This window comes from Hwangdonia sp., from assembly GCF_048381975.1.
GTDB lineage: Bacteria > Bacteroidota > Bacteroidia > Flavobacteriales > Flavobacteriaceae > Hwangdonia > Hwangdonia seohaensis.
Window position 1 is genome coordinate 145,326 of sequence record NZ_JBLWYT010000005.1, and the last position, 22,714, is coordinate 168,039.

The following is a 22,714-nucleotide window of genomic DNA, read 5'->3' on the forward strand; positions in this document are numbered from 1 at the left end:
TGCTTTTTAAAAATTTAGTTTTTGTGATTTTGTAGTTTTAATACCTCGTGTGCTCACCCAGAGGTGGTCTATTCCTCTTCGTCTTCAAAGATAGTGGGTTCAATCGCATCGTCAATTATAACATTGCCTAAATCGTCCACCTCAATATTATCGTTATCAAAATTAGTCATCGTGTAATGCAATTTACTGCTCACTTTTACTAAATAAATAGCATCTGGTGTTTTAACTTCAATGGCTTCAATTATTTCGTTTCTGTGGTTATCAAAAGTAATAATGTCGTCGTCTCCGTAGCCATCTGGAAATTTTTCAGTCAAAAGATTTAAAACTTCCGGAGTTAGTTTTTTGTAATCAACTATAATCCTTTTCATAATTAAAAAATTTAATTGATAATTAAATTAAGTTGCAATAGTTATAAAATTACAAAAAAATATATTTAACTCGCATAAAATTCAAAAGCATCAATTATAATAGCATCATCCACTAAACAATCAATTTTAGGTACGCCAATTTTTTCAAGCAACACAAAGTTTATATTGCCGTGGTTGTTTTTCTTGTCGTATTTTAATAAGTCTATAATGCTTTGATGCTCGCTCTTATCAATGTCTACTTTTTCGTAATAACTTAAAAATAAGGTTTTGATTTCCTCGGTGGTTTGTCTTGGAAAACCAACTAATTCCGTGGAAATATAACTCGCTAAAATCATTCCAACAATAATGGCCTCACCGTGCAATAATTCTTTTTTATTGGGATTGCTTAAAAAATAAGATTCTATGGCGTGACCAAGAGTATGACCGAAATTCAATGTTTTTCTAAGGCCATTTTCAAAAGGATCTTCTTCAACTACATTCTTTTTAATGATAACCGATTCGTAAATCAATTCGTCTAAATTGTCAACCGATAACTTTGATAAATCCTTAAATTTATTCCAATATTTTTCATCACTAATTAAACCGTGTTTTAGCATTTCGGCCAAACCGGACCGCATTTGGTTTTGTGGCAGTGTTTGCAAAAAAGCCGTATCAATCAGTACCAAATCGGGTGTGCTAATTACGCCAATTTGGTTTTTTAAATGTCCTAAATCCACACCGGTTTTACCGCCAACAGAGGCGTCAACCATGGATAGTAAAGAGGTCGGCACATTAATATAGGCAATCCCTCTTTTAAAAGTAGATGCCACAAAACCGCCTAAATCCGTAACCACGCCACCGCCAACATTTATAAGTAAACTTTTCCTGTCGGCATTTAATTCAGAAAGCGTATCCCAAACGCCAGTACAAGTATCTATGGTTTTATGTTCCTCGCCAGCTTCTATCTCTATAATTTCAATGACGGCATTGGTTTCCAGTTTTGTTAAAAAATTTGGCAAGCAATACTCATGCGTATTCTCATCTACCAAAATAAAAATTATGGAAAAATTATTTGCTTTAAGATGCTCATTCAGTGAGGTGTAGCATGCTTCATTGAAATAAATTGTAGAATCATTTGCTGTAATCGAATTCATAAAAAATAATACGGTTAATTAAAGCAGTGAAATTAAGGAGTTTTTATATAAAATGATAACGAACTCTTAATTATATTTGTGCAAAATTTTATTGATTATGCAAAAAGTCGACCCTATTTTTGAAAATACCGAAATAGCTTTCGCGCTTAAAAGTGACTCTGAGTTAGAGCGCGCCTATTTTTTGTTTAAAATGATTTCTATCGAGCCTTTGGTGAAAATAGGAACCGCAGCAACCAACTTTGCAATAAAGGCACATTTGCCCATTGAAGGGCTTATCCGCTCTACGGTATTCGACCATTTTTGCGGTGGTGTAAACGAAGATGATTGCTTACCCGTTATAGATAGAATGTATGAAAAAGGAGTGAGCTCCGTTCTTGATTATTCTGTTGAAGGCAAAGAAAACGTAACCCAATTTGATGCGGCATTAAAGGTGGTTCTTAAAATTATAGATTTCGCAAAGGAAATTGATGCGATTCCAATTGCGGTGTTTAAACCCACTGGTTTTGGTCGGTTTTATTTATATGAAAAATTAAGCAAAGGCGAAGCTTTAACAGAAAAGGAACAAGAAGAATGGGAAAGGGTAGTGAACAGATACGATGCTGTTTGTAAAAAATCCAAGGAAAATGATATTGCTATTTTAATTGATGCCGAAGAAAGTTGGATGCAAGATGCCGCCGATGATTTGATTACGCAAATGATGCGAAAGTACAATACCGAAAAGCCTATTGTTTTTAATACCTTACAAATGTACAGGCACGATAGATTGGACTTTTTAAAACGACAACATGCCTTGGCAAAAAATGAGGGGTTTTATTTGGGCTATAAATTAGTACGCGGCGCTTACATGGAAAAAGAAAATGACCGTGCGGAAGAAAAAGGGTATGTATCACCTATTTGCGAAAATAAAAAAGCAACCGATACCAATTTTGATGAAGGCCTAAGATATATTTTAGATAACTTAAATGACATTTCTCTGTTCTCTGGAACACACAACGAAGAGAGCTCGTATTTATTAATGCAACTCATGCAAGAACACGGTTTGGAAAATAACGATCCGCGTGTTTGGTTTGGACAGTTATACGGGATGAGCGACCATATTAGTTATAATTTGGCAGACAGAGGCTATAACGTAGCAAAGTATATGCCTTTTGGCCCTGTAAGAGATGTGATGCCCTATTTGATTAGACGTGCCGAAGAAAACACATCGGTTGCCGGACAAACCAGTAGAGAACTTAATTTATTAACCAAAGAGAAGAAACGTAGAAAACAAAAATAATCACATATACTTTTCAAGAATTGCTTTAATTTCTGAAAGTGAATTATAAGGTGAAATTTCCAATAATTCATCAATATCCATCGCTTTTGTAAGCTCCCCGTTTTTGCTTTTCACATGCATAATATCTTTGTGAGGTGTGGGCATCAATGTTTCATTTTTCGTTACTATCTCCTCATGCAGTTTTTCGCCAGGGCGAATTTTTGTGATTTTAATAGCTATGTCTTCGCTATAAAACGTCGTTAAGGTTTTGGCTAAATCCATTATTTTAATTGGAGTTCCCATGTTAAAAGTAAAAACAGAAGGCTTAAAATCTTTAAAAGTTGCTATTTCCAATATCAAATTACAAGCTTTATGTTTACAGATAAAATAGCGGGAAATGTCTTTATTGGTAACGGTTAACGGTTTTCCTGAATGAATTTGATTTATAAATAAAGGCACAACCGATCCGCTTGAACCAAATATATTTCCAAATCGTGTGATAATGAATTTAGTCCGGTCCGGATTGTTTAAATGCAATAAGTAGCGTTCGGCAATACGCTTTGTCATTCCCATAGTACTTATGGGATTAACGGCTTTATCGGTAGAAATAAAAACGAATTTTTTAACCTCGTGTACAATGGATAAATCTGCCAAAAGTTTCGTGCCAATAATATTGAGCTTCACGGCTTCGTAAGGAATACATTCCATTAATGGTACATGTTTGTACGCTGCGGTATGAAAAACCAGTGTTGGTTGGTGTGTTTTAAAAAGATAATCCAGAGCTGCTTTATCGGTTATGTTTAGTAATATAAATTCTACATCATCTGTATTGCCCTCTAATTCTTGTTGAAGTTCGTACAGCGGGGATTCGGCAATATCAACTAAAATAAGTTTTTTGTAACGGCAATGTATGAGTTGTTTTGAAAGCTCGCTACCTATAGAACCTGCTGCACCGGTAATTAAAATAGTGTCGCTTGAAAAATCTAAGCTGCGATAGTTTTTTTTAGAATTATTCTTTAAATGAAGTAAACCGGAATCTTTAATTAATTGTTGAATATGATTTGAGACTGATGCATCCATGGGCTATTAACTTCGGTGAAATATAGGCTTTTATATAAAATTCACATGTGCAAAATAGGAATATTTAGTCTTTATAACAAATAGCAATTAGAAACCATTCTATTTTGTAATTACTTTTATTACCGTCAAGAAAATCAGTTTTAAGTCAAAAAAGAAATTGCGCTTTTCAATATACATTTTATTAAACCGTAATTTATCCGGAATTATGGTTTTAATGAAAAATTCCTCGGGATTTTCGGCAGCTTTTAAAAGCTCAACTTCGTTTCTGTATTTTAACGATGCCAATCCTGTAATGCCGGGTCTGACTTTAAAAATCCTCATGTCGTCATCGTTATAAAAATTCACATAATAGCGCAATTCCGGTCTTGGGCCAACAAAACTCATATCGCCTTTTAAAATATTTATAAGTTGAGGGAATTCATCGATTTTATAACGTCGTAAAAAATAGCCGATTTTGGTGATACGCGAATCATGATTGCCCAACGTTAACAATCCCTTTTTTTCGGACTTAACATGCATCGTTCTAAACTTAAAAATGTTAAAATCGACATTGTTTTTACCAACCCGATTCTGAATAAACAAAACGTGACCTTTAGAATCAACTTTGATTAAAATGGCAATTAATATGAGAAAAGGAGCGAGGAGTAGTAATCCTATGAAGGAAAAAACCAAATCGAAAACGCGTTTTACCATACTGTTTTCACGTTAGTTACTGTGGCAGTGCTATCGCAATTTTCAACGGTTAGAATAATTTCCTTTTCGTTATAATCGCCTTCTATCACATAAATACCACATGGTTTTTGCCGTGTTTCGCTTTTAGAAAAATTAATATCACCCTTTTTTAAAACATAACGTATGGCGATACTATCATTAATGGTATCATCATTATATTTTATAACTTTTGAATTGATGTTTTTTAAAACCCTGGCATCTGGTCCATAATCGCAAGACACCTTTTTACCGTTTAAAAAAAAAGCCAAAATAATTAACCCTATTGAGAAGCCTCCCAAATAGTAGCCAATACGCTGTATTAATTTCATATACCTAAAAAATAACGTTTAATAAGGAAAGCTGGTTCTAAAATATAAGCAAATTAATATCGCTATACTTCAAATCGAACCATTCGCCAACAGGTTTGCTGGTTAAAATCCCGTGGTAAAAATACAATCCATTTTTTAAACCTCTATCAAATCTTAGAGAATTTTCAATACCGCCTTCTTCGGCTATTTTTAACAAATAAGGTGTAAAAATGTTGCTTATTGAAACGGAAGCGGTTCGAGAGTATTTTGCAGGTATATTTGGCACACAGTAGTGTACCACATTATGCTTTATAAATGTTGGCTTTTTGTGTGTGGTAACCTCGCTGGTTTCAAAGCAACCGCCCATATCAATACTAACATCAATTATTACGGCGCCTTTTTTCATGTGTTGTACCATAGCTTCGGTAACCAAAATAGGCGATCGGTTTTTTCCGCGTACTGCACCAATAGCAACATCGCATCGTTTTAAGGCTTTGGTTAGGTTTTTTGGTTGTAAAGTTGAAGTAAAAAGCGGGCGTCCAAGATTGGTTTGAATGCTTCTTAATTTTGTAATGGAATTATCGAATATTTTTACATTGGCGCCTAAACCAATAGCGCTTCTGGCGGCAAATTCGCCTACGGTTCCCGCACCGAGAATAACCACTTCAACGGGCGGAACACCACTAATGTTACCAAACATTAACCCATTGCCATCTGTACTATTAGATAGTAATTCGGCGGCAATTAAGGTAGATGCCGTACCTGCAATTTCACTCAATGACCTAACGGCAGGATAGGTACCGTCTGCGTCTCTAATAAACTCAAAGGCCAAGGCCGTAATACGCTTTGACGCCAAGGCTTCAAAGTATGTTTTTTCTTGAGTTTTAAGCTGTAAAGCAGATATTAATATGGTTTGCGGGTTAATTAATTTTATTTGCTCCAGGCTTGGTGGTTCTACTTTTAAAATCATGGGGCACGAAAAAACCTTAGCCGTATCTTTGGTTATTTCCGCACCTGCTTCACTATAATCCTTATCGCTAAAATTGGCGCCTTCACCAGCTCCAGACTCCATTAAAACCTGATGCCCGTTATAAACAAGTGCCGAAACGGCATCTGGTGTTAAACAGACTCTTTTTTCCTGATAAGCCGTTTCTTTTGGGATTCCAATAAAAAGTTTACCTTTTCGTTTTTTGATTTCAAGCATTTCCTCCTGAGGCAAAAGTTGTTGTTTAGTAAAAGGTGACAAGTATTTTGACATGGTTTGGTTTGTTAAATAAAAATGAAATTACGAATAATTTCTGATTGCTTTACATAGAGAATAATATTATTTTATAATTTCTGTAAGAAAAAATTTTGGAATTAATGTGGATTTACCCCATCTCTATTTAGTATAATTATTTTATGTTTGTGTTTTAGATAGACTATGATTTTAAAACCTACTCATTTCCTTTTATTTATTTTTTCTATTTCCTGTTTTTCCCAAGAATTTAGCGTAAACGGATTTGTTAAAGATGATAAAAACGCCCCAATCGCCTATGCTAATGTCGTTGTTACTGAAAATTCAGAAGCGCTAAAAGATATTGTTACCGGCACCTCAACCGATGAAAATGGAGCTTTTACAATTAACAATTTAAAAGCTGGAAATTACACGTTTAAGGTTAGCTTTTTAGGCTATAAACCAAACTCGATAACTGTTGAGATTAATGAGGATACCATATTAAAAACCATTGTTTTAGAAGAAAACCTAGAGGCGCTGGACGATGTTACTGTTATTGCCAAAAGACCAACAATAAAAAGGCTGGTTGACCGCTTAGTTTTTGATGTGGAAAACTCTACTTTGTCAAACACCAATGTTTTGGATGTTTTAAAACATACTCCGGGTGTATTGGTGCATGATGGTGGTATTACAATTAAAAACGCTACTCCCACGGTTTATATAAATGATAGAAAAGTCCATTTGTCATCAAATGAAATTCAACAACTATTAGAGGGCACATCGGCAACCAACGTTAAATCTATCGAGGTTATTACAAACCCACCGGCAAAATACGAAGCAGAAGGCGGAGCCGTACTTAATATCAAAACCAGTAAAAACATTATTGCTGGGTATAACGGCAGTGTTTTTGGGAATTATAAACAAGGTTCGGAATTTCCAAAATATGCAATGGGCACGAACCATTTTTTTAAAACTAAAAAACTAAGTACGTATTTCAATTACAGTTTAAATCCGAGGGAAGATTTTAGGCATAACAACGAATCGTTAAATTTTTCGGATAACACGAGTTGGGAGACCGATTTTAAAAGACGTCGAAAATCAGCAAATCAAAATATAAACGCCAATTTGGATTACGATTTTAACGAAAATAACAGTTTAGGGTTTTCAGCAAATATTTTAATGGCGCCGAGAAAAGCCAGTAAAACAAACATAAACTCATTAACCGAAGTTTATAATGTTTCCAAAGTACTGGATTCAACTTTTAATACATCAAATAACAAAGTAAACGAAACTTTTAACGTTGCTTTTAACTTAGATTATATTCATAAATTTAAAAGGGCAGGAGAGAAGCTGTCTGTGAGCTTACATTATACCGATTATGATTTTTCTGATTTTCAAGATGTGAATACCGGTTATTTTTTGCCAAATAATAGCACGGCATTTAGGAACAATAAGTTTCAAACATATTCCAGTCAAGAAATAAAACTAAATACGGGGCAAGTTGATTACGAGTTGCCCATTAGCGCCTCTGCACATTTTGAAGCTGGAGCAAAAATATCCAATATCAATTCCGAAAGTATTTTAAATCAGTTTGCTTTTGAAAACGGTGTAAAAACTGAAGACGTACAAAACTCGGATACGTTTTTATACGATGAATTAAACTATGCGGCTTACACCAGTTACTCGAAAGATTGGGAGGCATGGAGTTTAAAATCTGGTCTTAGGGTTGAGTTTACAAACATTGAAGGTACTTCGATATCCACAAATCAAAAGAATGACAATGACTATGTTAAGTTTTTCCCTTCGTTCCATATTTTAAACAAACTGAATGATAATAACGCGATTTATTTTAATTATAATAAACGCATCCACAGACCCAGATATAGCCAGCTAAACCCATTTAAATACTTTTTAAATGATAATGCTTATACAACTGGAGACCCGTATTTAAAACCACAGATTGACAATACATTTACTTTAGGCTATACTTTAAAAAACAAATATACTTTCGAAGTGTATTATACATTTGAAAAAAATCCTACGTATGAAATCGTATTTCAGGACAATGATAATTATATATTAAAGTATATTAATGCCAATATAGATAGTAGTATTTCTTACGGACTGGATTTTACAACATATACTGAAGTGCTGCCACGTTGGAATTTGTATGTGCTATCTTCTTTATTTTATTATGAAAACCAGTTTTTTGCGCTTGAAAGCGCTAATGAGTTGCTATCTGTAGACAAATGGTCTGTATATGCTCAAATTATTAATTACTTTTCTTTTTTAGAAGATAATAGTTTAACGGCAGATGTTTCCTATTTACATATTTCTCCTATTGCAGGCGGTGCATCACTTGTAAGTGCCAGATCGGGTTTTGATGTTAATTTAAGAAAAACATTATGGAATAATAGGGCATCTGTAAGCATTGGTGTTACAGATATATTCAATACACAAAACTTTACACAAACAACAAGATATTTAAATCAAGATGTGTTTTTTAAATCTCGAATGGAAAACCGGTTGTTTACTTTTGGGTTCAACTATAAGTTTGGAAACTTTAGACTGCGTACTAATAAAAAAGAAATAATATTAGACGAACGTGACAGATTGGGCAATGTTGCCAATTAAAAATACTGTTTTATTTTGGCCCAAAAGTTTTTGGGAGATATTTTAAATTCATCCTCTAGCTCTTCTAAAGATTTATTGGCCTCATTGATTTTATTGAATATTCGTGCTCTAATTAGATAAATTGAGGGTATAACTATAGCCATAACAGGTAATAGATAAATGACTTGGTTTTCTTCCGCAAAAATTAAATCGTCATTAAACACTTGGATTATCTGGAATACATACATGGCAATTGGCACCAATAAAGTATGATACCACCAATGTTTGCAAGTAAAAAACCATATAAACAACAAGAATAAAGGAATAAACTTTGTGATAAGGGTCCATGCTAACACATGGATACTTTCGTAATAATTGCTCTCATAAATACCAAAAAAAGTGTCCCAGGTTTTTACATCTGGAACACTTTTGTATAAAGTATATAGGAATGGTGTAATTGCTATTAGTGTTGCAATTATACTACCTATAACTAAAGATTTTCTATCCGTGTGTTGGAACTTTAATCTTTCTTTTGTCAATTTTTGCTGTTTGTTGTGCATCAAGGTTGTACTGATTAGCAGATTGGGCTAAGAATAACATACCTCCAAAAATTGCGATTGCCATTAAATACTTTTTAGTTTTCATTCTTTTAAGGGATTTAAATTAATTAATTATTTAATCCAAATGTAACTAATGACTATCTTGAAGAAAGTGCTTAAATGTTAAAATTATGTTAAAAACCGTGTTTTTTAAAATTTACGCTGTGGGTTTTCCGTAATTCTTCAAATTTTAGAGTGTTTATGCTATTTTTTCATTCAAATTATACTTTAATTTAGGCTGTCTGCTTTAATATTTATTTTTAAAATTCTTTTGTTTCTGCTGTCAAAATCAATATGAATTGTATTAAAATCTTCATATAAAACCGATTCAATTTTTTCTGGCCATTCAATTAACTTCCAATGTTCAGAATCTAAATAATCTTCTATACCAAAATTATAAGCCTCTTCAATATCGTTTGTTCTATATAAATCGAAATGATAAATTACTCCGTCATCAATTTCGTATTCATTAACAATTGAAAAGGTTGGGCTGCTTACTTCATCATCACTACCAAGTTCTTTAACTAAGGCTTTTATTAGTGTTGTTTTGCCAACTCCCATATTACCATAAAATAATAAAGTTTTACTGGTTGCATTTTCAATTATTTTCTTTGCAACGTTTTCAACTTCATTTAACTCATAGCTGATTTTCAATGTGTAAATTTTTATAATGCAATGTTAACTAAAATTTTTAATAAAACCTAACCAATAATGTATTTCGTCGGTTTTTTTGGTATTACATGGATTTTATTTTGGATTTAAGACCACGAATGGAATAATCATTTCTTCCAACGAAACACCACCGTGTTGATAGGTATTTCTAAAATAACTGACGTAGTGATTGTAGTTATTCGGATAGGCGAAAAACAAGTCGCTTTTCGCAAAAATATAAGAACTGCTCATGGTTATAGACGGTAAATGGATGTTTTTTGGGTTTTTTGCCACCAATACATCTTTGTCATCATAGGTTAAGCTTCTTCCTGTTTTATAGCGCAAGTTTAAACTGGTGTCTCTATCGCCAACAACTTTTGATGGATTTTTAACATTAATCGTACCATGATCGGTAGTTAGCATAAGCTTAAAACCAAGTTGTTGGGCGAGCTGAATCATTTCCAATAAGGGTGAGTTTTTAAACCAGCTAAGTGCCAGTGATCTGTATGCTTTATCGTTTGATGCGAGTTCCTTAACCACTTCCATTTCGGTTTTGGAATGTGATAGCATATCGACAAAATTATAAACCAAAACCGTTAAATCGTTGTTTTTTAATGAGTTGAAGTTTTCAACCAATTTTTTACCGGTTTTTAGGTTTGTTATTTTATGGTATTCGTAATTTAAATGATTCAAGCCCAATCGTTTCATTTGGCTTTCTAAAAATTGGGCTTCGAAAAGATTTTTACCGCCATCATCGGTATCGTTTTTCCAATATTGAGGAAATAGTTTTTCCATATCGCTTGGCATTAACCCAGAGAAAATAGCATTTCTGGCATACTGGGTTGCGGTTGGAAGAATACTGAAAAAGGCATCTTCGGATTCTTTTTTGTAATAATTATTAATGATGGGCTCGAAAACCTTCCATTGGTCGTAACGCAAATTATCGATAACCACCAGAAGCGTTGGTTGTTCTTTGCTTAACTGTGGCGCGATTTTCTCCTTAAACAAGGTGTGCGACATGACGGGCGCCTCTGTATTTGGCTGAAACCAACCAGTGTACTTTTTTTCTATAAACTTGCCAAATTGAATGTTTGCTTCATTTTTTTGGGATTCTAAAATCTCGAACATACCGGCGTCTTCGATATCTTCCAATTGAATTTCCCAATAAATTAGTTTTTGATAAAGGCTTACCCATTCGTCATAAGAATTAACCATAGACAAATCCATAGCTATTTTTCTAAACTCTTGTTGATAATTTGAGGTTGTTTTCTCTGAAATCAATCTGGAGTGGTCCAAATTCTTTTTTAGGCTCAATAATATTTGGTTGGGGTTAACGGGTTTAATCAAATAATCGGCTATTTTGTTACCAATTGCCTCTTCCATAATATATTCCTCTTCGCTTTTGGTAATCATAACTACAGGAAGGTTGTCTTGTTTTTCTTTAATTTCGTTCAAGGTTTCAAGACCGGTCAATCCAGGCATGTTTTCATCTAAAAAAACAATATCAAACTTTACATCATCTAAAATATCAATAGCCTCAGTACCGCTATTGCATGTGGTAACTTTGTAATTTTTCTTTTCTAAAAATAATATATGTGGTTTAAGTAAATCAATTTCATCATCAACCCATAGTATATTTATTGTGCTCATATAGTTATATTTGTAAATATTTAATTAAAAAGTAAAGTTTGAACAAACTTAAGATATTAAACGACCCAATTTACGGTTTTATTACCATACCAAATTCATTAATATTTGATTTAATACAGCACAAGTACTTTCAGCGTTTGCGCAGAATTACACAAATGGGCATGTCGTATTTGGTGTATCCGGGCGCGCATCACACGCGTTTTCATCACGCTATTGGCTGTGTGCATTTAATGCAACAAGCGGTTAATGTACTTCGTTTTAAAGGGGTTGCCATTTCGAAAGCTGAAGAAGAAGCGCTTTACATTGCCATTTTATTGCACGATATTGGGCACGGGCCGTTTTCTCACGCCATGGAACACAGCATTGTAAACAATGTGTCGCACGAGCAAATATCGTTGCTTTTTATGGAACGTTTAAACGAAGAATTTAACTCAAATTTAACGTTGGCCATTAAAATTTTTAAAGGCGAGTATCACAGGAATTTTATGTGCGAATTAATTTCGGGCCAATTGGATATGGATAGAGCCGATTACTTGAAACGCGATAGTTTTTATACCGGTGTAGCCGAGGGAAACATAAACAGCGAGCGCTTAATAACCATGTTAAACGTTGTAAATGATGAGTTGGTTGTTGAAGAAAAAGGCATTTATAGTGTTGAAAAATTTATAGTTGCCAGACGGCTGATGTACTGGCAAGTGTATTTGCACAAAACAGGATTGGTTGCCGAACAATTATTGATAAGGGTTTTAAAACGCGCCAAAGAATTAACGAGTTTAGGCGTGAAACTAAATGCCAGTAAATCGCTTCAGTATTTTTTGCAACATGAAATTTCGATAGAAAATTTTAATGAAGAAACCTTAAACATATTCTCTCAATTGGATGATTACGATATTATTTCGGCAATGAAAGAATGGCAACACCACGACGATTTTGTGCTGCGTAATTTATGCGAAATGATAATCAACCGGGATTTATTGAAAATAAAAATGAAAAACAAGTTGGTTATTAAAGGCAAACTTGAAAAACACATTCAAAAATTAATTAAAAAGTACGCCATTTCAAAAGAAGGAGCTTCCTATTTTGTGTTTACGGGAAGTATTTCAAATCAGGCGTATCAATTAAAGCACCAAAACATAAACATACTGCACAAGTCAGGTAAAATTCAAGACATTGTAAAGGCTTCCGATCAGTTAAACCTTAAAGCCTTATCAAAACCGGTAACCAAATACTATATCTGTTATCCGAAAGAACATATTGCAACCAAAAAACAATAGATGGTGGCACATGAAAAACTTTAGCACATTTTTCCTATTTTTGCGGTAATCAAAAAAACAACAAATTTTAAAGTGTGAAATGAGCATAATCAAAACATTAAATACAAATAATATTTTCTCTATGCGAATTACATCTGACATAATAATCAATTTACTTTCAAACAGATGAAATTTACAGCACAGCAAATAGCAGATATATTAGAGGGCGAAGTCGTTGGTAACCCAGATGTTGAAGTGTCAAGACTTTCAAAGATTGAAGAAGGTACCGAAGGCTCCTTAACGTTTCTTGCTAACCCAAAATACACATCATACATATATTCCACCAAGGCATCCATTGCTATAGTAAACAAGGTTTTTGATCCGGAAGTAGATATTGAGACCACATTAATTAAAGTGGATGATGCCTATAAGTCTTTTTCTAAATTACTTGAGTATTACAATCAAATAAAAAATGTTAAAACAGGTATTGAAAGTCCGGCTTTCATATCTGATTCCGCAAGACATGGCGAAGATGTTTACATAGGCGCGTTTTCATATATTGGAGAAAATGTAAATATTGGAAGTAACGTAAAAATATACCCAAACGCTTATATAGGCGATAACGTGGTAATAGATGATTATACCGTTATATTTTCTGGAGCAAAAATTTATTCAGATTGTATTATCGGTAAACATTGTGTTATTAATTCTGGGGTAATCATTGGGGCAGACGGTTTTGGTTATGCGCCAACCGAAAAAGGCCAATATAATAAAGTGCCACAAATAGGAAATGTGATTATTGAAGATTTCGTAGAAGTTGGTGCGGCTACCACCATAGACCGGGCAACCTTGGGTTCAACCATTATAAGAAGTGGTGTTAAGTTGGATAATCAAATTCAAATAGCGCACAATGTCGAGATTGGTAAAAATACGGTTATTGCTGCCCAAACGGGAGTTGCGGGATCTACTAAAATTGGAGAAAATTGCCAAATAGGAGGGCAGGTTGGTATTGTTGGTCATATTACCATAGGTAGTAATGTAAAAATTCAGGCACAATCTGGAATTGGTAGAAATGTAAAGGACAACGAAGTGCTGCAAGGGTCGCCGGCCTTACCTTATGCAGATTTTAACAAATCCTATGTACACTTTAAAAACTTACCAAAAATTGTTAGGAATATTAATGATTTAGAAAAAAGCAAATGGGAATAGTTAATACAGAAATAAAACAAAAAACCTTAAAGAACGAAGTGTCTTTAACAGGGGTGGGTTTGCATACAGGAAAAAATGTAACCCTGACTTTTAAACCGGCTAGCGCAAATACGGGACTTGCTTTTAAACGAATTGATTTGGAAGGTGCACCAATTATTGAAGCAGATGCCAACTATGTTACCAATACTCAGCGTGGTACTTGCTTAGAAAAAAACGGTGTTATTATACAAACCTCAGAGCATGTACTCGCCGCTTTAGTGGGATTGGATATCGATAACGCTATTATTGAATTAAACGAATCCGAGCCACCAATTATGGATGGGTCTTCAAAGTTTTTTGTTGAAGCCATTGAGGAAGCAGGAATAGTTGAGTTGGATGCGTTTAGGGAAGAATATGTGGTAACAGACGTTATTTCTTATACCGATGAAGAATCAGGCAGCGAGATTTTAGTAATGCCTTCCAAAGAGTATCAAATTACGACAATGGTCGATTTTGGCACTAAGGTTTTAGGCACTCAAAACGCGACTTTAAATACCATTTCAGATTTTAAAGAAGATATTGCAGATTCGCGAACCTTTAGTTTCTTGCATGAAATTGAAATGCTTTTAGAGCATGGTTTGATAAAAGGTGGTGATTTGAATAACGCCATTGTTTATGTGGATAAAGAGTTATCGCCCGAAACGATGGAAAAATTAAGGGCTGCTTTTAAAAAAGATAATATAGCCGTAAAACCCAATGGCATTTTAGATAACCTTACGTTACACCACCCCAATGAAGCGGCAAGACATAAATTGCTTGATGTTTTAGGCGATTTAGCACTTATTGGCACAAGAATACGCGGTAAGGTTATAGCAAATAAACCTGGGCATTTTGTTAACACACAGTTTGCAAAAAAACTGTCTAAAATTATAAAAAACGAACGTCGTAATAATGTGCCGAATATTGATTTGAACCAACCGCCTTTAATGGATGTTACCCAAATTATGGCAATGCTTCCGCACAGGCAGCCATTTTTGTTAATCGATAAGGTTTTTGAACTTTCCGACCATCATGTTATAGCCACAAAAAATGTAACCATGAACGAAGAGTTCTTTAAAGGTCATTTTCCCGGTGCTCCTGTAATGCCGGGTGTTTTAATTGTTGAAGCCATGGCGCAAACCGGAGGCGTACTCGTTTTAAACACCGTGCCAGACCCAGAAAATTACTTGACATTTTTTATGAAAATGGATAATGTTAAGTTTAAGCAAAAAGTATCTCCGGGCGACACTTTAATTTTTAAATGCGATTTAATATCACCCATACGCCGAGGTATTTGCCACATGCAAGGTTACGCTTACGCTAACGGAAAGTTATGTGCAGAAGCTGAACTAATGGCTCAAATATCAAAAGTTAAATAACTAATAAACCAGCAGTGTTTTTCATATTCAATTAAACTAGAAACATGACATTGCGAACACATTTTTACATACTTATCAATATAAAATTACAAAAATGAATCAACCACTAGCTTACGTCCACCCGGGCGCAAAAATTGCTAAAAATGTTGTGATAGAGCCTTTTACTACTATTCATAATAATGTTAAAATAGGTGAAGGCACTTGGATAGGGAGTAACGTTACAATAATGGAAGGTGCTCGCATAGGTAAAAACTGCAATATCTTTCCAGGGGCAGTAATTTCTGCTGTGCCGCAAGATTTAAAATATAACGACGAAGACACCACGGTTGAAATAGGTGACAACGTTACCATTCGAGAATGCGTTACCATAAATAGAGGTACGGCCGATAGAATGAAAACCGTCATCGGCAACAATTGTTTAATTATGGCCTATTGCCACATTGCGCACGATTGTATTGTTGGGAATAACTGTATTTTTTCAAACAACAGCACGCTTGCAGGCCATATTAATATTGGCGATTATGTAGTTTTGGCGGGCATGACAGCCGTTCATCAATTTGTATCTATAGGCAATCACGCTTTTGTAACCGGCGGTTCGTTGGTTAGAAAAGATGTGCCTCCTTACGTAAAAGCGGCCAGAGAGCCCTTATCCTATGTTGGAATTAATTCCGTAGGGTTGAGACGTCGCGGTTATTCAACAGAAAAAATAAGGGAAATCCAGAATATTTACAGAATACTTTATCAAAAAAATTACAACAACACACAGGCTTCAGGGATTATTGAAGTTGAAATGGAAGCCACTTCAGAACGTGACGAAATTCTTCAATTTATAAAGAATTCACAACGCGGTATTATGAAAGGCTACTTCAAATCGAATTAATAGCCCTTCTTTGAAAAATTCAAATGAATAGTTTTCAACGCAACAACAAACAAATAACAACTTAACGACAAAACATGGCAAGTACATCAGATATTAGAAACGGATTATGTATCAAATACAATAACGACATCTATAAAATAATTGAATTTTTACACGTAAAACCTGGTAAAGGACCAGCTTTTGTTCGAACAAAAATGAAAAGTGTAACAAGCGGAAAGGTGCTGGAAAACACATTTTCAGCAGGTCATAAAATTGATGATGTACGCGTAGAAACCCATAAATTTCAGTATTTATACAATGATGGCGAGTTTTATCACTTTATGAACGAAGCCGATTACACACAAATTAGATTGCTTGAAGCTGCTTTAGACAGGCCGGATTTAATGAAAGAAGGCGAAGTGGTTACGGTTATTATTAACACAGAAGATAATATGCCGTTATCGGTAGAAATGCCAGCAAGTGTTATTTTAGAGGTTACCGCAACCGAACCCGGAGTAAAAGGAAATACGGCCACCAACGCAACCAAACCGGCTACGGTTGAAACCGGTGCAGAGGTAAATGTACCTTTATTTATTAATGAAGGCGATAAAATAAAAATCGAAACTGACAAAGGCACATATAAAGAACGTGTTAAGGAATAATGAAGTTTCCTAAAACACATACTTTAAAAGAAATAGCGCAATTAATTGATTGTGAATATATTGGTGATGATAATTTTCCTGTTTTGGGCATGAATGAAATTCATGTGGTTGAATCTGGAGACATTGTTTTTGTCGATCACCCGAAGTATTACGATAAAGCTTTAGAATCAAAAGCAACCATTATATTAATCAATAAAAAAGTGGATTGCCCCGAAGGAAAAGCGTTGCTTATTAGCGATGACCCGTTTAGGGATTTCAATAAACTTACCAATCATTTTAAGCCCTTTCAATCTTCAAATAACCAAATATCAAATTCTGCTAAAATTGGAAAAAACACGGTAATCCAACCGAATTGTTTTATTGGTAACAATGTGGTAATTGGAGACCATTGCATCATTCATTCCAACGTAAGTATTTATGATAATGCGATTATTGGCGACCATGTCGAAATTCACTCAGGTTCGGTTTTAGGGGCCAGTGCATTCTATTATAAAAACAGACCTTCAGGCTTCGATCAACTAAAATCTGGTGGGCGTGTCGTTATTGGAAACCATGTAGATATTGGTGCAGCTTGTACTATCGATCGAGGTGTAACTGCCGATACAACCATTAAAGAAGGCACAAAAATAGATAATCAAGTGCAAATTGGGCACGATACCGTTATTGGCAAAAAATGTTTAATAGCATCGCAAGTTGGTATCGCCGGTTGTGTTATTATTGAAGACGAAGTAACTATTTGGGGGCAAGTGGGGATTACCAGTGGCATTACTATTGGTGCTAAAGCCGTTATATCGGCAAAGGCAGGCGTTAGTAAATCTTTAGAGGGTGGCAAAAGCTATTTTGGAATTCCTGCAGACGACTTCCGTACAAAATATAAAGAAATCGCTTCGATTAGAAAGATTCCAGAGTTGCTGGAAAAATTAAAGCAAAGCGAAAAAAAGTAATTCAGTTTTTACTTTAAAAATAGAATTAAAAAATTACTTTTGTAAGTGATTAAATTAATGATAAATAATCTTCTATGAGTGTTTTAGTAAACAAAGATTCAAAAATTATAGTTCAAGGATTTACAGGTAGCGAAGGCACGTTCCATGCTACCCAAATGATAGAATACGGTACCAATGTTGTTGGTGGTGTAACCCCGGGCAAAGGTGGTCAAACCCATTTAGATAAACCCGTTTTTAACACTGTTAAAGAGGCTGTTGATAAAGTTGGTGCAGATACTACGATTATTTTCGTACCGCCAGCATTTGCTGCCGATGCCATCATGGAAGCAGCCGATGCCGGTATCAAAGTAATTATTACGATAACTGAGGGCATACCTGTTGCTGATATGATTATAGCAGCAAATTATATAAAAAATAAAGATTGCAGATTAATTGGCCCTAACTGCCCTGGAGTAATCACTCCCGATGAAGCTAAAGTTGGTATCATGCCTGGTTTTGTTTTCAAAAAAGGAAAAGTGGGTATTGTTTCAAAATCTGGAACCTTAACTTATGAAGCGGCCGACCAAGTTGTAAAACAAGGTTTGGGGATTACAACCGCTATTGGAATTGGTGGCGATCCAATTATTGGGACAACCACTAAAGAAGCCGTTGAGTTATTAATTAACGACCCGGAAACAGAAGCTGTTGTTATGATTGGTGAAATTGGCGGACAATTGGAAGCCGATGCAGCAAACTGGTACAAAGCCAGTGGAAGCAAAAAACCCGTAGTTGGTTTTATTGCCGGCGAAACCGCTCCTGCAGGTCGAACCATGGGGCACGCTGGTGCTATTGTTGGCGGAAGTGACGATACCGCTCAAGCCAAAAAGAAAATTATGAGAGCTTGTGGGATTCACGTTGTGGATTCACCAGCCGAAATTGGTAAAAAAATAGCTGAAGTTTTAGCATAAAAACAGAGCGTATAGACTGAAATAAATTAACAAATACCATTAAAGACCTCACATAATTTTGTGAGGTTTTTTTATTTATGGCAATCTAGGATTTACTATATTTGAAAGGAAAATAAATACTAACCAAAGAAAAGCGAATTCAAATAGTTATTGTTTTGTCTTCGTGGTTACTAAAAATAATATATAATGAAACTATTAGAAGGAAAAACGGCCATCATTACAGGAGCAAGTAGAGGTATCGGAAAAGGTATTGCCAAAATATTTGCTGAACATGGCGCCAATGTTGCATTTACATACAGTTCTTCGGTTGAAGCCGCAAACGAACTTGAAAGCGAATTAAATGCTTCGGGTGTAAAAGCTAAAGGCTATAAAAGCAATGCGGCGAGTTTTGATGAAGCTCAAAAATTAGCTGAAGATGTGGCGGCCGAATTTGGAAGTATTGATATTTTAGTTAACAATGCCGGTATTACCAAAGACAATTTATTAATGCGTATTACCGAGGAAGATTTTGATAAAGTTATCGAAGTTAATTTAAAATCGGTTTTTAACATGACAAAAGCCGTACAGCGCACTATGCTAAAACAACGTAAAGGCTCTATAATCAATATGAGTTCGGTGGTTGGCGTAAAAGGAAATGCGGGTCAAACCAATTACGCAGCTTCAAAAGCGGGGATTATTGGATTTTCAAAATCCGTGGCATTGGAATTGGGTTCAAGAAATATAAGAAGCAACGTGGTTGCTCCCGGGTTTATTGAAACCGAAATGACTGCTAAATTAGATGAAGAAGTTGTAAAAGGATGGCGTGCAGCCATACCATTAAAACGCGGCGGAACTCCAGAAGATATCGCCAACGTTTGCGTGTTTTTAGCGAGCGACATGAGTGCCTACGTTACGGGACAGACCCTAAACGTTGATGGCGGCATGCTTACTTAATCTATTAAAAAAAGCGTTGAGCTTTAATGCAAACAGAAACTATACTATACATTATTATTGCTGGAATTATAGCGCTTTTATTAGCGCTTTTTCAGTATATAAAAGGCAGTCAAAAGATTTCTAAATTAAACGTGCTTTTTTCCTTTTTAAGGTTTGTTACGTTGTTTTCAGTGTTTTTATTACTTATCAATCCCAAGTTTGAACAACTTACGTTAACCACGGAAAAACCAAACCTTGTAATCGCTATTGATAATTCCAGTTCTATAAAACATCTAAAACAAGACGAAAACACTTTAAATGTAGTTGATAGGCTATCTCAAAACAAAGAGTTAAGCACCAAATTCAATATCTCAAAATACACTTTCGGCGAGCAATTAAAACCGTTTGATTCCCTTCGGTTTACCGAAAAACAAACCAATATATCTGATGCCTTCAGTCAGTTATCCGAAGTGTATAGCGACGCGAATACGGCCAGCGTTCTTATTTCGGATGGCAATCAAACCTACGGGAATGATTACGAGTTTATAACCACAAAATACAAAAACCCAATTTATCCTATTATTTTGGGCGACACGGTAACGCACACCGATTTAAAGATACACCAACTCAATGTTAATAGATACGCCTATTTGAAAAACCGTTTTCCTGTTGAGGTAATAATCACTTATAATGGAAATAGTAATGCCAATTCTCGTTTTGTTGTAACCCAAGGCAATGCTACGGTTTATTCACAAGCTGTTAATTTCACCAAAAACAATAATTCGAAAACCATCAATTTTACATTGCCAGCAAATAGGGTTGGGGTTAGCGGTTTCAAAGCGACTGTAATTCCCATTGAAAACGAGAAGAATATCATTAATAACACAAAAAACTTTGCAGTTGAAGTTATAGATCAAAAAACAAAAATTGCTATTGTTTCCGATTTTCCGCACCCAGATTTAGGTGCGCTTAAGAAAAGCATTGAAAGCAATGAACAACGCTCCGTCGCGTTTTTAAATTCAAATGAAATAATTAATCAAATAAATGATTTTCAATTACTTATAGTTAATCAGCCAAACAATAAGTTTAAAAAATTATTTGATGTTATCCATAGAGAAAACAAAAACATATTTATAATTGTTGGCACTAAAACCGACTTAAATTTTGTGAATAGAACGAGTGAAAATTTCAATCAAGAAATAACAAACCAAACTGAAGACTATCAAGCGGAATTAAATCCAAACTATGCACCCTTTATTATTGATGATATAGATTTTGAGTCGTTTCCGCCTTTAAAATCAAATTTTGGAGCGGTTGAATTTTCAATTCCTTTTGAAACTATTCTCAATAAAAAATTGGGGAATGTTTCAACAAACCAACCATTATTGGTGTCTTTTGAAGCCAACCAAAGGAGGGAAGCCATTTTATTTGGAGAGAACATTTGGCAATGGCGGGCGCAAAGTTTTATAAACACGAAGTCGTTTAAAGCTTTTGACAATTTTATTGGGAAACTCGTTCAATATTTAGCCTCGAACAAACGCAAAAACCGATTGAATGTTGAATATGAATCGTTTTACAACGGCAATACAAACGTGATCATTAAAGCACAATTTTTCGATAAGAATTATACGTTCGATACACGGGAAACACTTAATATCATTGTAAAAGATGAAAATTCGGATGAAGAAAAAACATTTCCGCTTATTTTAAAAAACAACAATTATCAAGTCGATTTAAGCAGTTTGCCGCCTTCAACCTATAGTTTTACGGTTAACGCTACCAATGAAAATATTTCAAAATCCGGTACTTTTCAAATTTTGGAATACAACATCGAACAGCAGTTTTTAAACGCCAATGTGGTAAAGCTAAATCAGTTAGCTAAAAATAGTGGAGGAACTAGCTATTTTATTGATGATTCAAACGATTTAATTAACAATTTATTAAGTAATAATCGTTACGCTTCTATTCAAAAAAGCAATAAAAATATCATACCTTTGGTCGATTGGAAATACCTACTCATAATCATTGCTTTAAGCTTAGCAAGTGAGTGGTTTTTACGAAAATATAACGGATTAATTTAAAGAAATAGAAATGGAAAAATTACCAAAAATTGCATTACCCTTTGTAATTGTAGCAATAGTATTAGTTGTTTTATTATCAAAATCTGCAGTAACCATCGACTCTGGTGAGGCCGGTGTGCTTTTTAGAACCTTTGGAGAAGGTGTTGTTGTAGATAAACCCGCATTGGGAGAAGGCTTTCATATAGTTGCACCTTGGAACAAGGTTTTTGTATATGAGGTAAGACAACAGGAAGTTACTGAGAAAATGAACGTGTTATCTTCAAACGGATTGGACATTAAATTAGAGGCTTCGGTTTGGTTTCAACCCGATTTTAAAAATTTAGGAAAATTGCACCAAGAGAAAAGTGAAATGTACAAAGAGCGTGTTTTGCTTCCAGCCATACGTAGTGCGGCCAGAAGTGTTGTGGGACGTTACACACCAGAGCAATTGTATTCTAGCAAACGTGATGCCATTCAACAGGAAATATTTGAAGAAACCAAGAACATTGTGGAAGGTCAGTTTATTCAGTTAAATGAAGTTTTGGTACGCGATGTTACTTTACCGTCAACAATAAAAGATGCTATTGAGCGCAAGTTGAAACAAGAACAAGAATCTTTGGAATATGAGTTCAGACTTGAAAGTGCAAGAAAAGAAGCTGAAAAAGTAATTATTGAAGCTAAAGGAAAAGCAGAATCAAACAGGCTTTTAAGCGCATCTTTAACTGATAAGATTTTACAAGATAAAGGTATTGACGCCACCATGAAATTAGCAGAATCACCAAATAGCAAGGTTATTGTTATTGGCTCTGGCGATAGCGGATTGCCAATTATTTTAGGAAATCAGTAAGCTGAAAATTAAATTATTCAGTTTTTATATTGATATTTTA

At 34.7% G+C, this 22,714-nt stretch carries 22 protein-coding genes; 12 read left to right on the plus strand and 10 right to left on the minus strand.

Annotated elements, in window-relative coordinates:
• Window positions 1–68 precede the first annotated feature (68 nt).
• Entirely contained in the window at window positions 69–368 is a 300-nt protein-coding gene (locus ACN5J7_RS10685) for a hypothetical protein (RefSeq protein ID WP_311938324.1), read from the minus strand.
• Between the two features lie 65 nt (window positions 369–433).
• Window positions 434–1,501 carry a 3-dehydroquinate synthase gene (gene aroB, locus ACN5J7_RS10690; RefSeq protein WP_418603889.1) on the minus strand — a complete coding sequence of 356 codons (1,068 nt, stop codon included), beginning with the start codon at window positions 1,499–1,501 and terminating at the stop codon, window positions 434–436.
• Between the two features lie 97 nt (window positions 1,502–1,598).
• Between aroB and ACN5J7_RS10695 the strand changes: the two genes are divergently transcribed.
• Window positions 1,599–2,777, plus strand: coding sequence for a proline dehydrogenase family protein (locus ACN5J7_RS10695; protein WP_418603890.1), 1,179 nt, complete (start codon window positions 1,599–1,601; stop codon window positions 2,775–2,777).
• Here ACN5J7_RS10695 and ACN5J7_RS10700 read toward each other — a convergent pair whose 3' ends face one another.
• The 4 genes from ACN5J7_RS10700 to ACN5J7_RS10715 form a co-directional block, all read right to left on the minus strand.
• Window positions 2,778–3,836, minus strand: coding sequence for an SDR family NAD(P)-dependent oxidoreductase (locus ACN5J7_RS10700; RefSeq protein ID WP_418603891.1), 1,059 nt, complete (start codon window positions 3,834–3,836; stop codon window positions 2,778–2,780).
• 99 nt (window positions 3,837–3,935) lie between these two features.
• Window positions 3,936–4,529, minus strand: coding sequence for a sugar transferase (locus ACN5J7_RS10705; protein ID WP_418603892.1), 594 nt, complete (start codon window positions 4,527–4,529; stop codon window positions 3,936–3,938).
• Entirely contained in the window at window positions 4,523–4,876 is a 354-nt protein-coding gene (locus ACN5J7_RS10710; RefSeq protein WP_311938309.1) for a hypothetical protein, read from the minus strand. Before ACN5J7_RS10710 ends, ACN5J7_RS10705 begins: the two co-directional genes overlap by 7 nt.
• A 37-nt stretch (window positions 4,877–4,913) precedes the next feature.
• On the minus strand, window positions 4,914–6,113 hold the full coding sequence (locus ACN5J7_RS10715) for an alanine dehydrogenase (protein ID WP_311938308.1): 1,200 nt from the start codon (window positions 6,111–6,113) through the stop codon (window positions 4,914–4,916).
• Between the two features lie 165 nt (window positions 6,114–6,278).
• Between ACN5J7_RS10715 and ACN5J7_RS10720 the strand changes: the two genes are divergently transcribed.
• A complete protein-coding gene (locus ACN5J7_RS10720) occupies window positions 6,279–8,705 on the plus strand; it encodes a TonB-dependent receptor domain-containing protein (RefSeq protein WP_418603893.1) in 2,427 nt (808 codons plus the stop codon).
• Here the strand turns inward: ACN5J7_RS10720 and ACN5J7_RS10725 are convergent.
• The 4 genes from ACN5J7_RS10725 to ACN5J7_RS10740 all read right to left on the minus strand — a co-directional run bounded on the left by ACN5J7_RS10725 (window position 8,702) and on the right by ACN5J7_RS10740 (window position 11,584).
• Complete coding sequence (locus ACN5J7_RS10725; RefSeq protein WP_311938300.1) at window positions 8,702–9,223, minus strand: hypothetical protein; 522 nt, start codon at window positions 9,221–9,223, stop codon at window positions 8,702–8,704. The two genes, ACN5J7_RS10720 and ACN5J7_RS10725, sit on opposite strands and share 4 nt — an antisense overlap.
• Window positions 9,186–9,329: a hypothetical protein gene (locus ACN5J7_RS10730; RefSeq protein WP_311938294.1), complete on the minus strand. Its 144-nt coding sequence runs from the start codon at window positions 9,327–9,329 to the stop codon at window positions 9,186–9,188. The genes ACN5J7_RS10725 and ACN5J7_RS10730 overlap by 38 nt, the downstream gene beginning before the upstream one ends.
• Window positions 9,330–9,511: 182 nt before the next feature.
• Entirely contained in the window at window positions 9,512–9,937 is a 426-nt protein-coding gene (tsaE, locus tag ACN5J7_RS10735; protein WP_418603894.1) for a tRNA (adenosine(37)-N6)-threonylcarbamoyltransferase complex ATPase subunit type 1 TsaE, read from the minus strand.
• A gap of 93 nt (window positions 9,938–10,030) precedes the next feature.
• Window positions 10,031–11,584 carry a response regulator gene (locus ACN5J7_RS10740; protein ID WP_418603895.1) on the minus strand — a complete coding sequence of 518 codons (1,554 nt, stop codon included), beginning with the start codon at window positions 11,582–11,584 and terminating at the stop codon, window positions 10,031–10,033.
• 38 nt (window positions 11,585–11,622) lie between these two features.
• Between ACN5J7_RS10740 and ACN5J7_RS10745 the strand changes: the two genes are divergently transcribed.
• The 10 genes from ACN5J7_RS10745 (at window position 11,623) to ACN5J7_RS10790 (ending at window position 22,674) form a co-directional block, all read left to right on the plus strand.
• The gene (locus tag ACN5J7_RS10745; RefSeq protein ID WP_418603896.1) at window positions 11,623–12,858 is read left to right on the plus strand and encodes an HD domain-containing protein; all 1,236 of its coding nucleotides are present in this window, start codon (window positions 11,623–11,625) and stop codon (window positions 12,856–12,858) included.
• A 165-nt stretch (window positions 12,859–13,023) separates the two neighbouring features.
• Window positions 13,024–14,046, plus strand: a complete 1,023-nt coding sequence (gene lpxD, locus ACN5J7_RS10750; protein WP_418603897.1) for a UDP-3-O-(3-hydroxymyristoyl)glucosamine N-acyltransferase — start codon at window positions 13,024–13,026, stop codon at window positions 14,044–14,046.
• Window positions 14,037–15,443, plus strand: a complete 1,407-nt coding sequence (locus ACN5J7_RS10755) for a bifunctional UDP-3-O-[3-hydroxymyristoyl] N-acetylglucosamine deacetylase/3-hydroxyacyl-ACP dehydratase (RefSeq protein ID WP_418603898.1) — start codon at window positions 14,037–14,039, stop codon at window positions 15,441–15,443. The genes lpxD and ACN5J7_RS10755 overlap by 10 nt, the downstream gene beginning before the upstream one ends.
• Before the next feature lie 94 nt (window positions 15,444–15,537).
• Complete coding sequence (gene lpxA, locus ACN5J7_RS10760) at window positions 15,538–16,323, plus strand: acyl-ACP--UDP-N-acetylglucosamine O-acyltransferase (protein ID WP_311938267.1); 786 nt, start codon at window positions 15,538–15,540, stop codon at window positions 16,321–16,323.
• Between the two features lie 74 nt (window positions 16,324–16,397).
• On the plus strand, window positions 16,398–16,964 hold the full coding sequence (gene efp, locus ACN5J7_RS10765) for an elongation factor P (protein WP_311938265.1): 567 nt from the start codon (window positions 16,398–16,400) through the stop codon (window positions 16,962–16,964).
• The gene (locus tag ACN5J7_RS10770; protein ID WP_418603899.1) at window positions 16,964–17,908 is read left to right on the plus strand and encodes a UDP-3-O-(3-hydroxymyristoyl)glucosamine N-acyltransferase; all 945 of its coding nucleotides are present in this window, start codon (window positions 16,964–16,966) and stop codon (window positions 17,906–17,908) included. The genes efp and ACN5J7_RS10770 overlap by 1 nt, the downstream gene beginning before the upstream one ends.
• Window positions 17,909–17,982: 74 nt before the next feature.
• Window positions 17,983–18,855: a succinate--CoA ligase subunit alpha gene (sucD, locus tag ACN5J7_RS10775; protein WP_311938258.1), complete on the plus strand. Its 873-nt coding sequence runs from the start codon at window positions 17,983–17,985 to the stop codon at window positions 18,853–18,855.
• 186 nt (window positions 18,856–19,041) lie between these two features.
• Complete coding sequence (fabG, locus tag ACN5J7_RS10780; protein WP_311938251.1) at window positions 19,042–19,788, plus strand: 3-oxoacyl-[acyl-carrier-protein] reductase; 747 nt, start codon at window positions 19,042–19,044, stop codon at window positions 19,786–19,788.
• A 26-nt stretch (window positions 19,789–19,814) separates the two neighbouring features.
• The gene (locus ACN5J7_RS10785; protein ID WP_418603900.1) at window positions 19,815–21,848 is read left to right on the plus strand and encodes a VWA domain-containing protein; all 2,034 of its coding nucleotides are present in this window, start codon (window positions 19,815–19,817) and stop codon (window positions 21,846–21,848) included.
• A 10-nt stretch (window positions 21,849–21,858) separates the two neighbouring features.
• The gene (locus ACN5J7_RS10790) at window positions 21,859–22,674 is read left to right on the plus strand and encodes a prohibitin family protein (protein ID WP_311938244.1); all 816 of its coding nucleotides are present in this window, start codon (window positions 21,859–21,861) and stop codon (window positions 22,672–22,674) included.
• The last annotated feature ends 40 nt before the right edge of the window (window positions 22,675–22,714 follow it).

Coding starts and splice junctions, on each gene's coding strand:
- sucD (WP_311938258.1), top strand. CDS start 17,983: ATGAGTGTTTTAGTAAACAAAGATTCAAAAATTATAGTTCAAGGATTT.
- ACN5J7_RS10700 (WP_418603891.1), bottom strand. CDS start 3,836: ATGGATGCATCAGTCTCAAATCATATTCAACAATTAATTAAAGATTCC.
- ACN5J7_RS10720 (WP_418603893.1), top strand. CDS start 6,279: ATGATTTTAAAACCTACTCATTTCCTTTTATTTATTTTTTCTATTTCC.
- efp (WP_311938265.1), top strand. CDS start 16,398: ATGGCAAGTACATCAGATATTAGAAACGGATTATGTATCAAATACAAT.
- aroB (WP_418603889.1), bottom strand. CDS start 1,501: ATGAATTCGATTACAGCAAATGATTCTACAATTTATTTCAATGAAGCA.
- fabG (WP_311938251.1), top strand. CDS start 19,042: ATGAAACTATTAGAAGGAAAAACGGCCATCATTACAGGAGCAAGTAGA.
- ACN5J7_RS10730 (WP_311938294.1), bottom strand. CDS start 9,329: ATGAAAACTAAAAAGTATTTAATGGCAATCGCAATTTTTGGAGGTATG.
- ACN5J7_RS10695 (WP_418603890.1), top strand. CDS start 1,599: ATGCAAAAAGTCGACCCTATTTTTGAAAATACCGAAATAGCTTTCGCG.
- ACN5J7_RS10715 (WP_311938308.1), bottom strand. CDS start 6,113: ATGTCAAAATACTTGTCACCTTTTACTAAACAACAACTTTTGCCTCAG.
- ACN5J7_RS10785 (WP_418603900.1), top strand. CDS start 19,815: ATGCAAACAGAAACTATACTATACATTATTATTGCTGGAATTATAGCG.
- lpxA (WP_311938267.1), top strand. CDS start 15,538: ATGAATCAACCACTAGCTTACGTCCACCCGGGCGCAAAAATTGCTAAA.
- ACN5J7_RS10770 (WP_418603899.1), top strand. CDS start 16,964: ATGAAGTTTCCTAAAACACATACTTTAAAAGAAATAGCGCAATTAATT.
- ACN5J7_RS10740 (WP_418603895.1), bottom strand. CDS start 11,584: ATGAGCACAATAAATATACTATGGGTTGATGATGAAATTGATTTACTT.
- lpxD (WP_418603897.1), top strand. CDS start 13,024: ATGAAATTTACAGCACAGCAAATAGCAGATATATTAGAGGGCGAAGTC.
- ACN5J7_RS10705 (WP_418603892.1), bottom strand. CDS start 4,529: ATGGTAAAACGCGTTTTCGATTTGGTTTTTTCCTTCATAGGATTACTA.
- ACN5J7_RS10790 (WP_311938244.1), top strand. CDS start 21,859: ATGGAAAAATTACCAAAAATTGCATTACCCTTTGTAATTGTAGCAATA.
- ACN5J7_RS10755 (WP_418603898.1), top strand. CDS start 14,037: ATGGGAATAGTTAATACAGAAATAAAACAAAAAACCTTAAAGAACGAA.
- ACN5J7_RS10710 (WP_311938309.1), bottom strand. CDS start 4,876: ATGAAATTAATACAGCGTATTGGCTACTATTTGGGAGGCTTCTCAATA.
- ACN5J7_RS10685 (WP_311938324.1), bottom strand. CDS start 368: ATGAAAAGGATTATAGTTGATTACAAAAAACTAACTCCGGAAGTTTTA.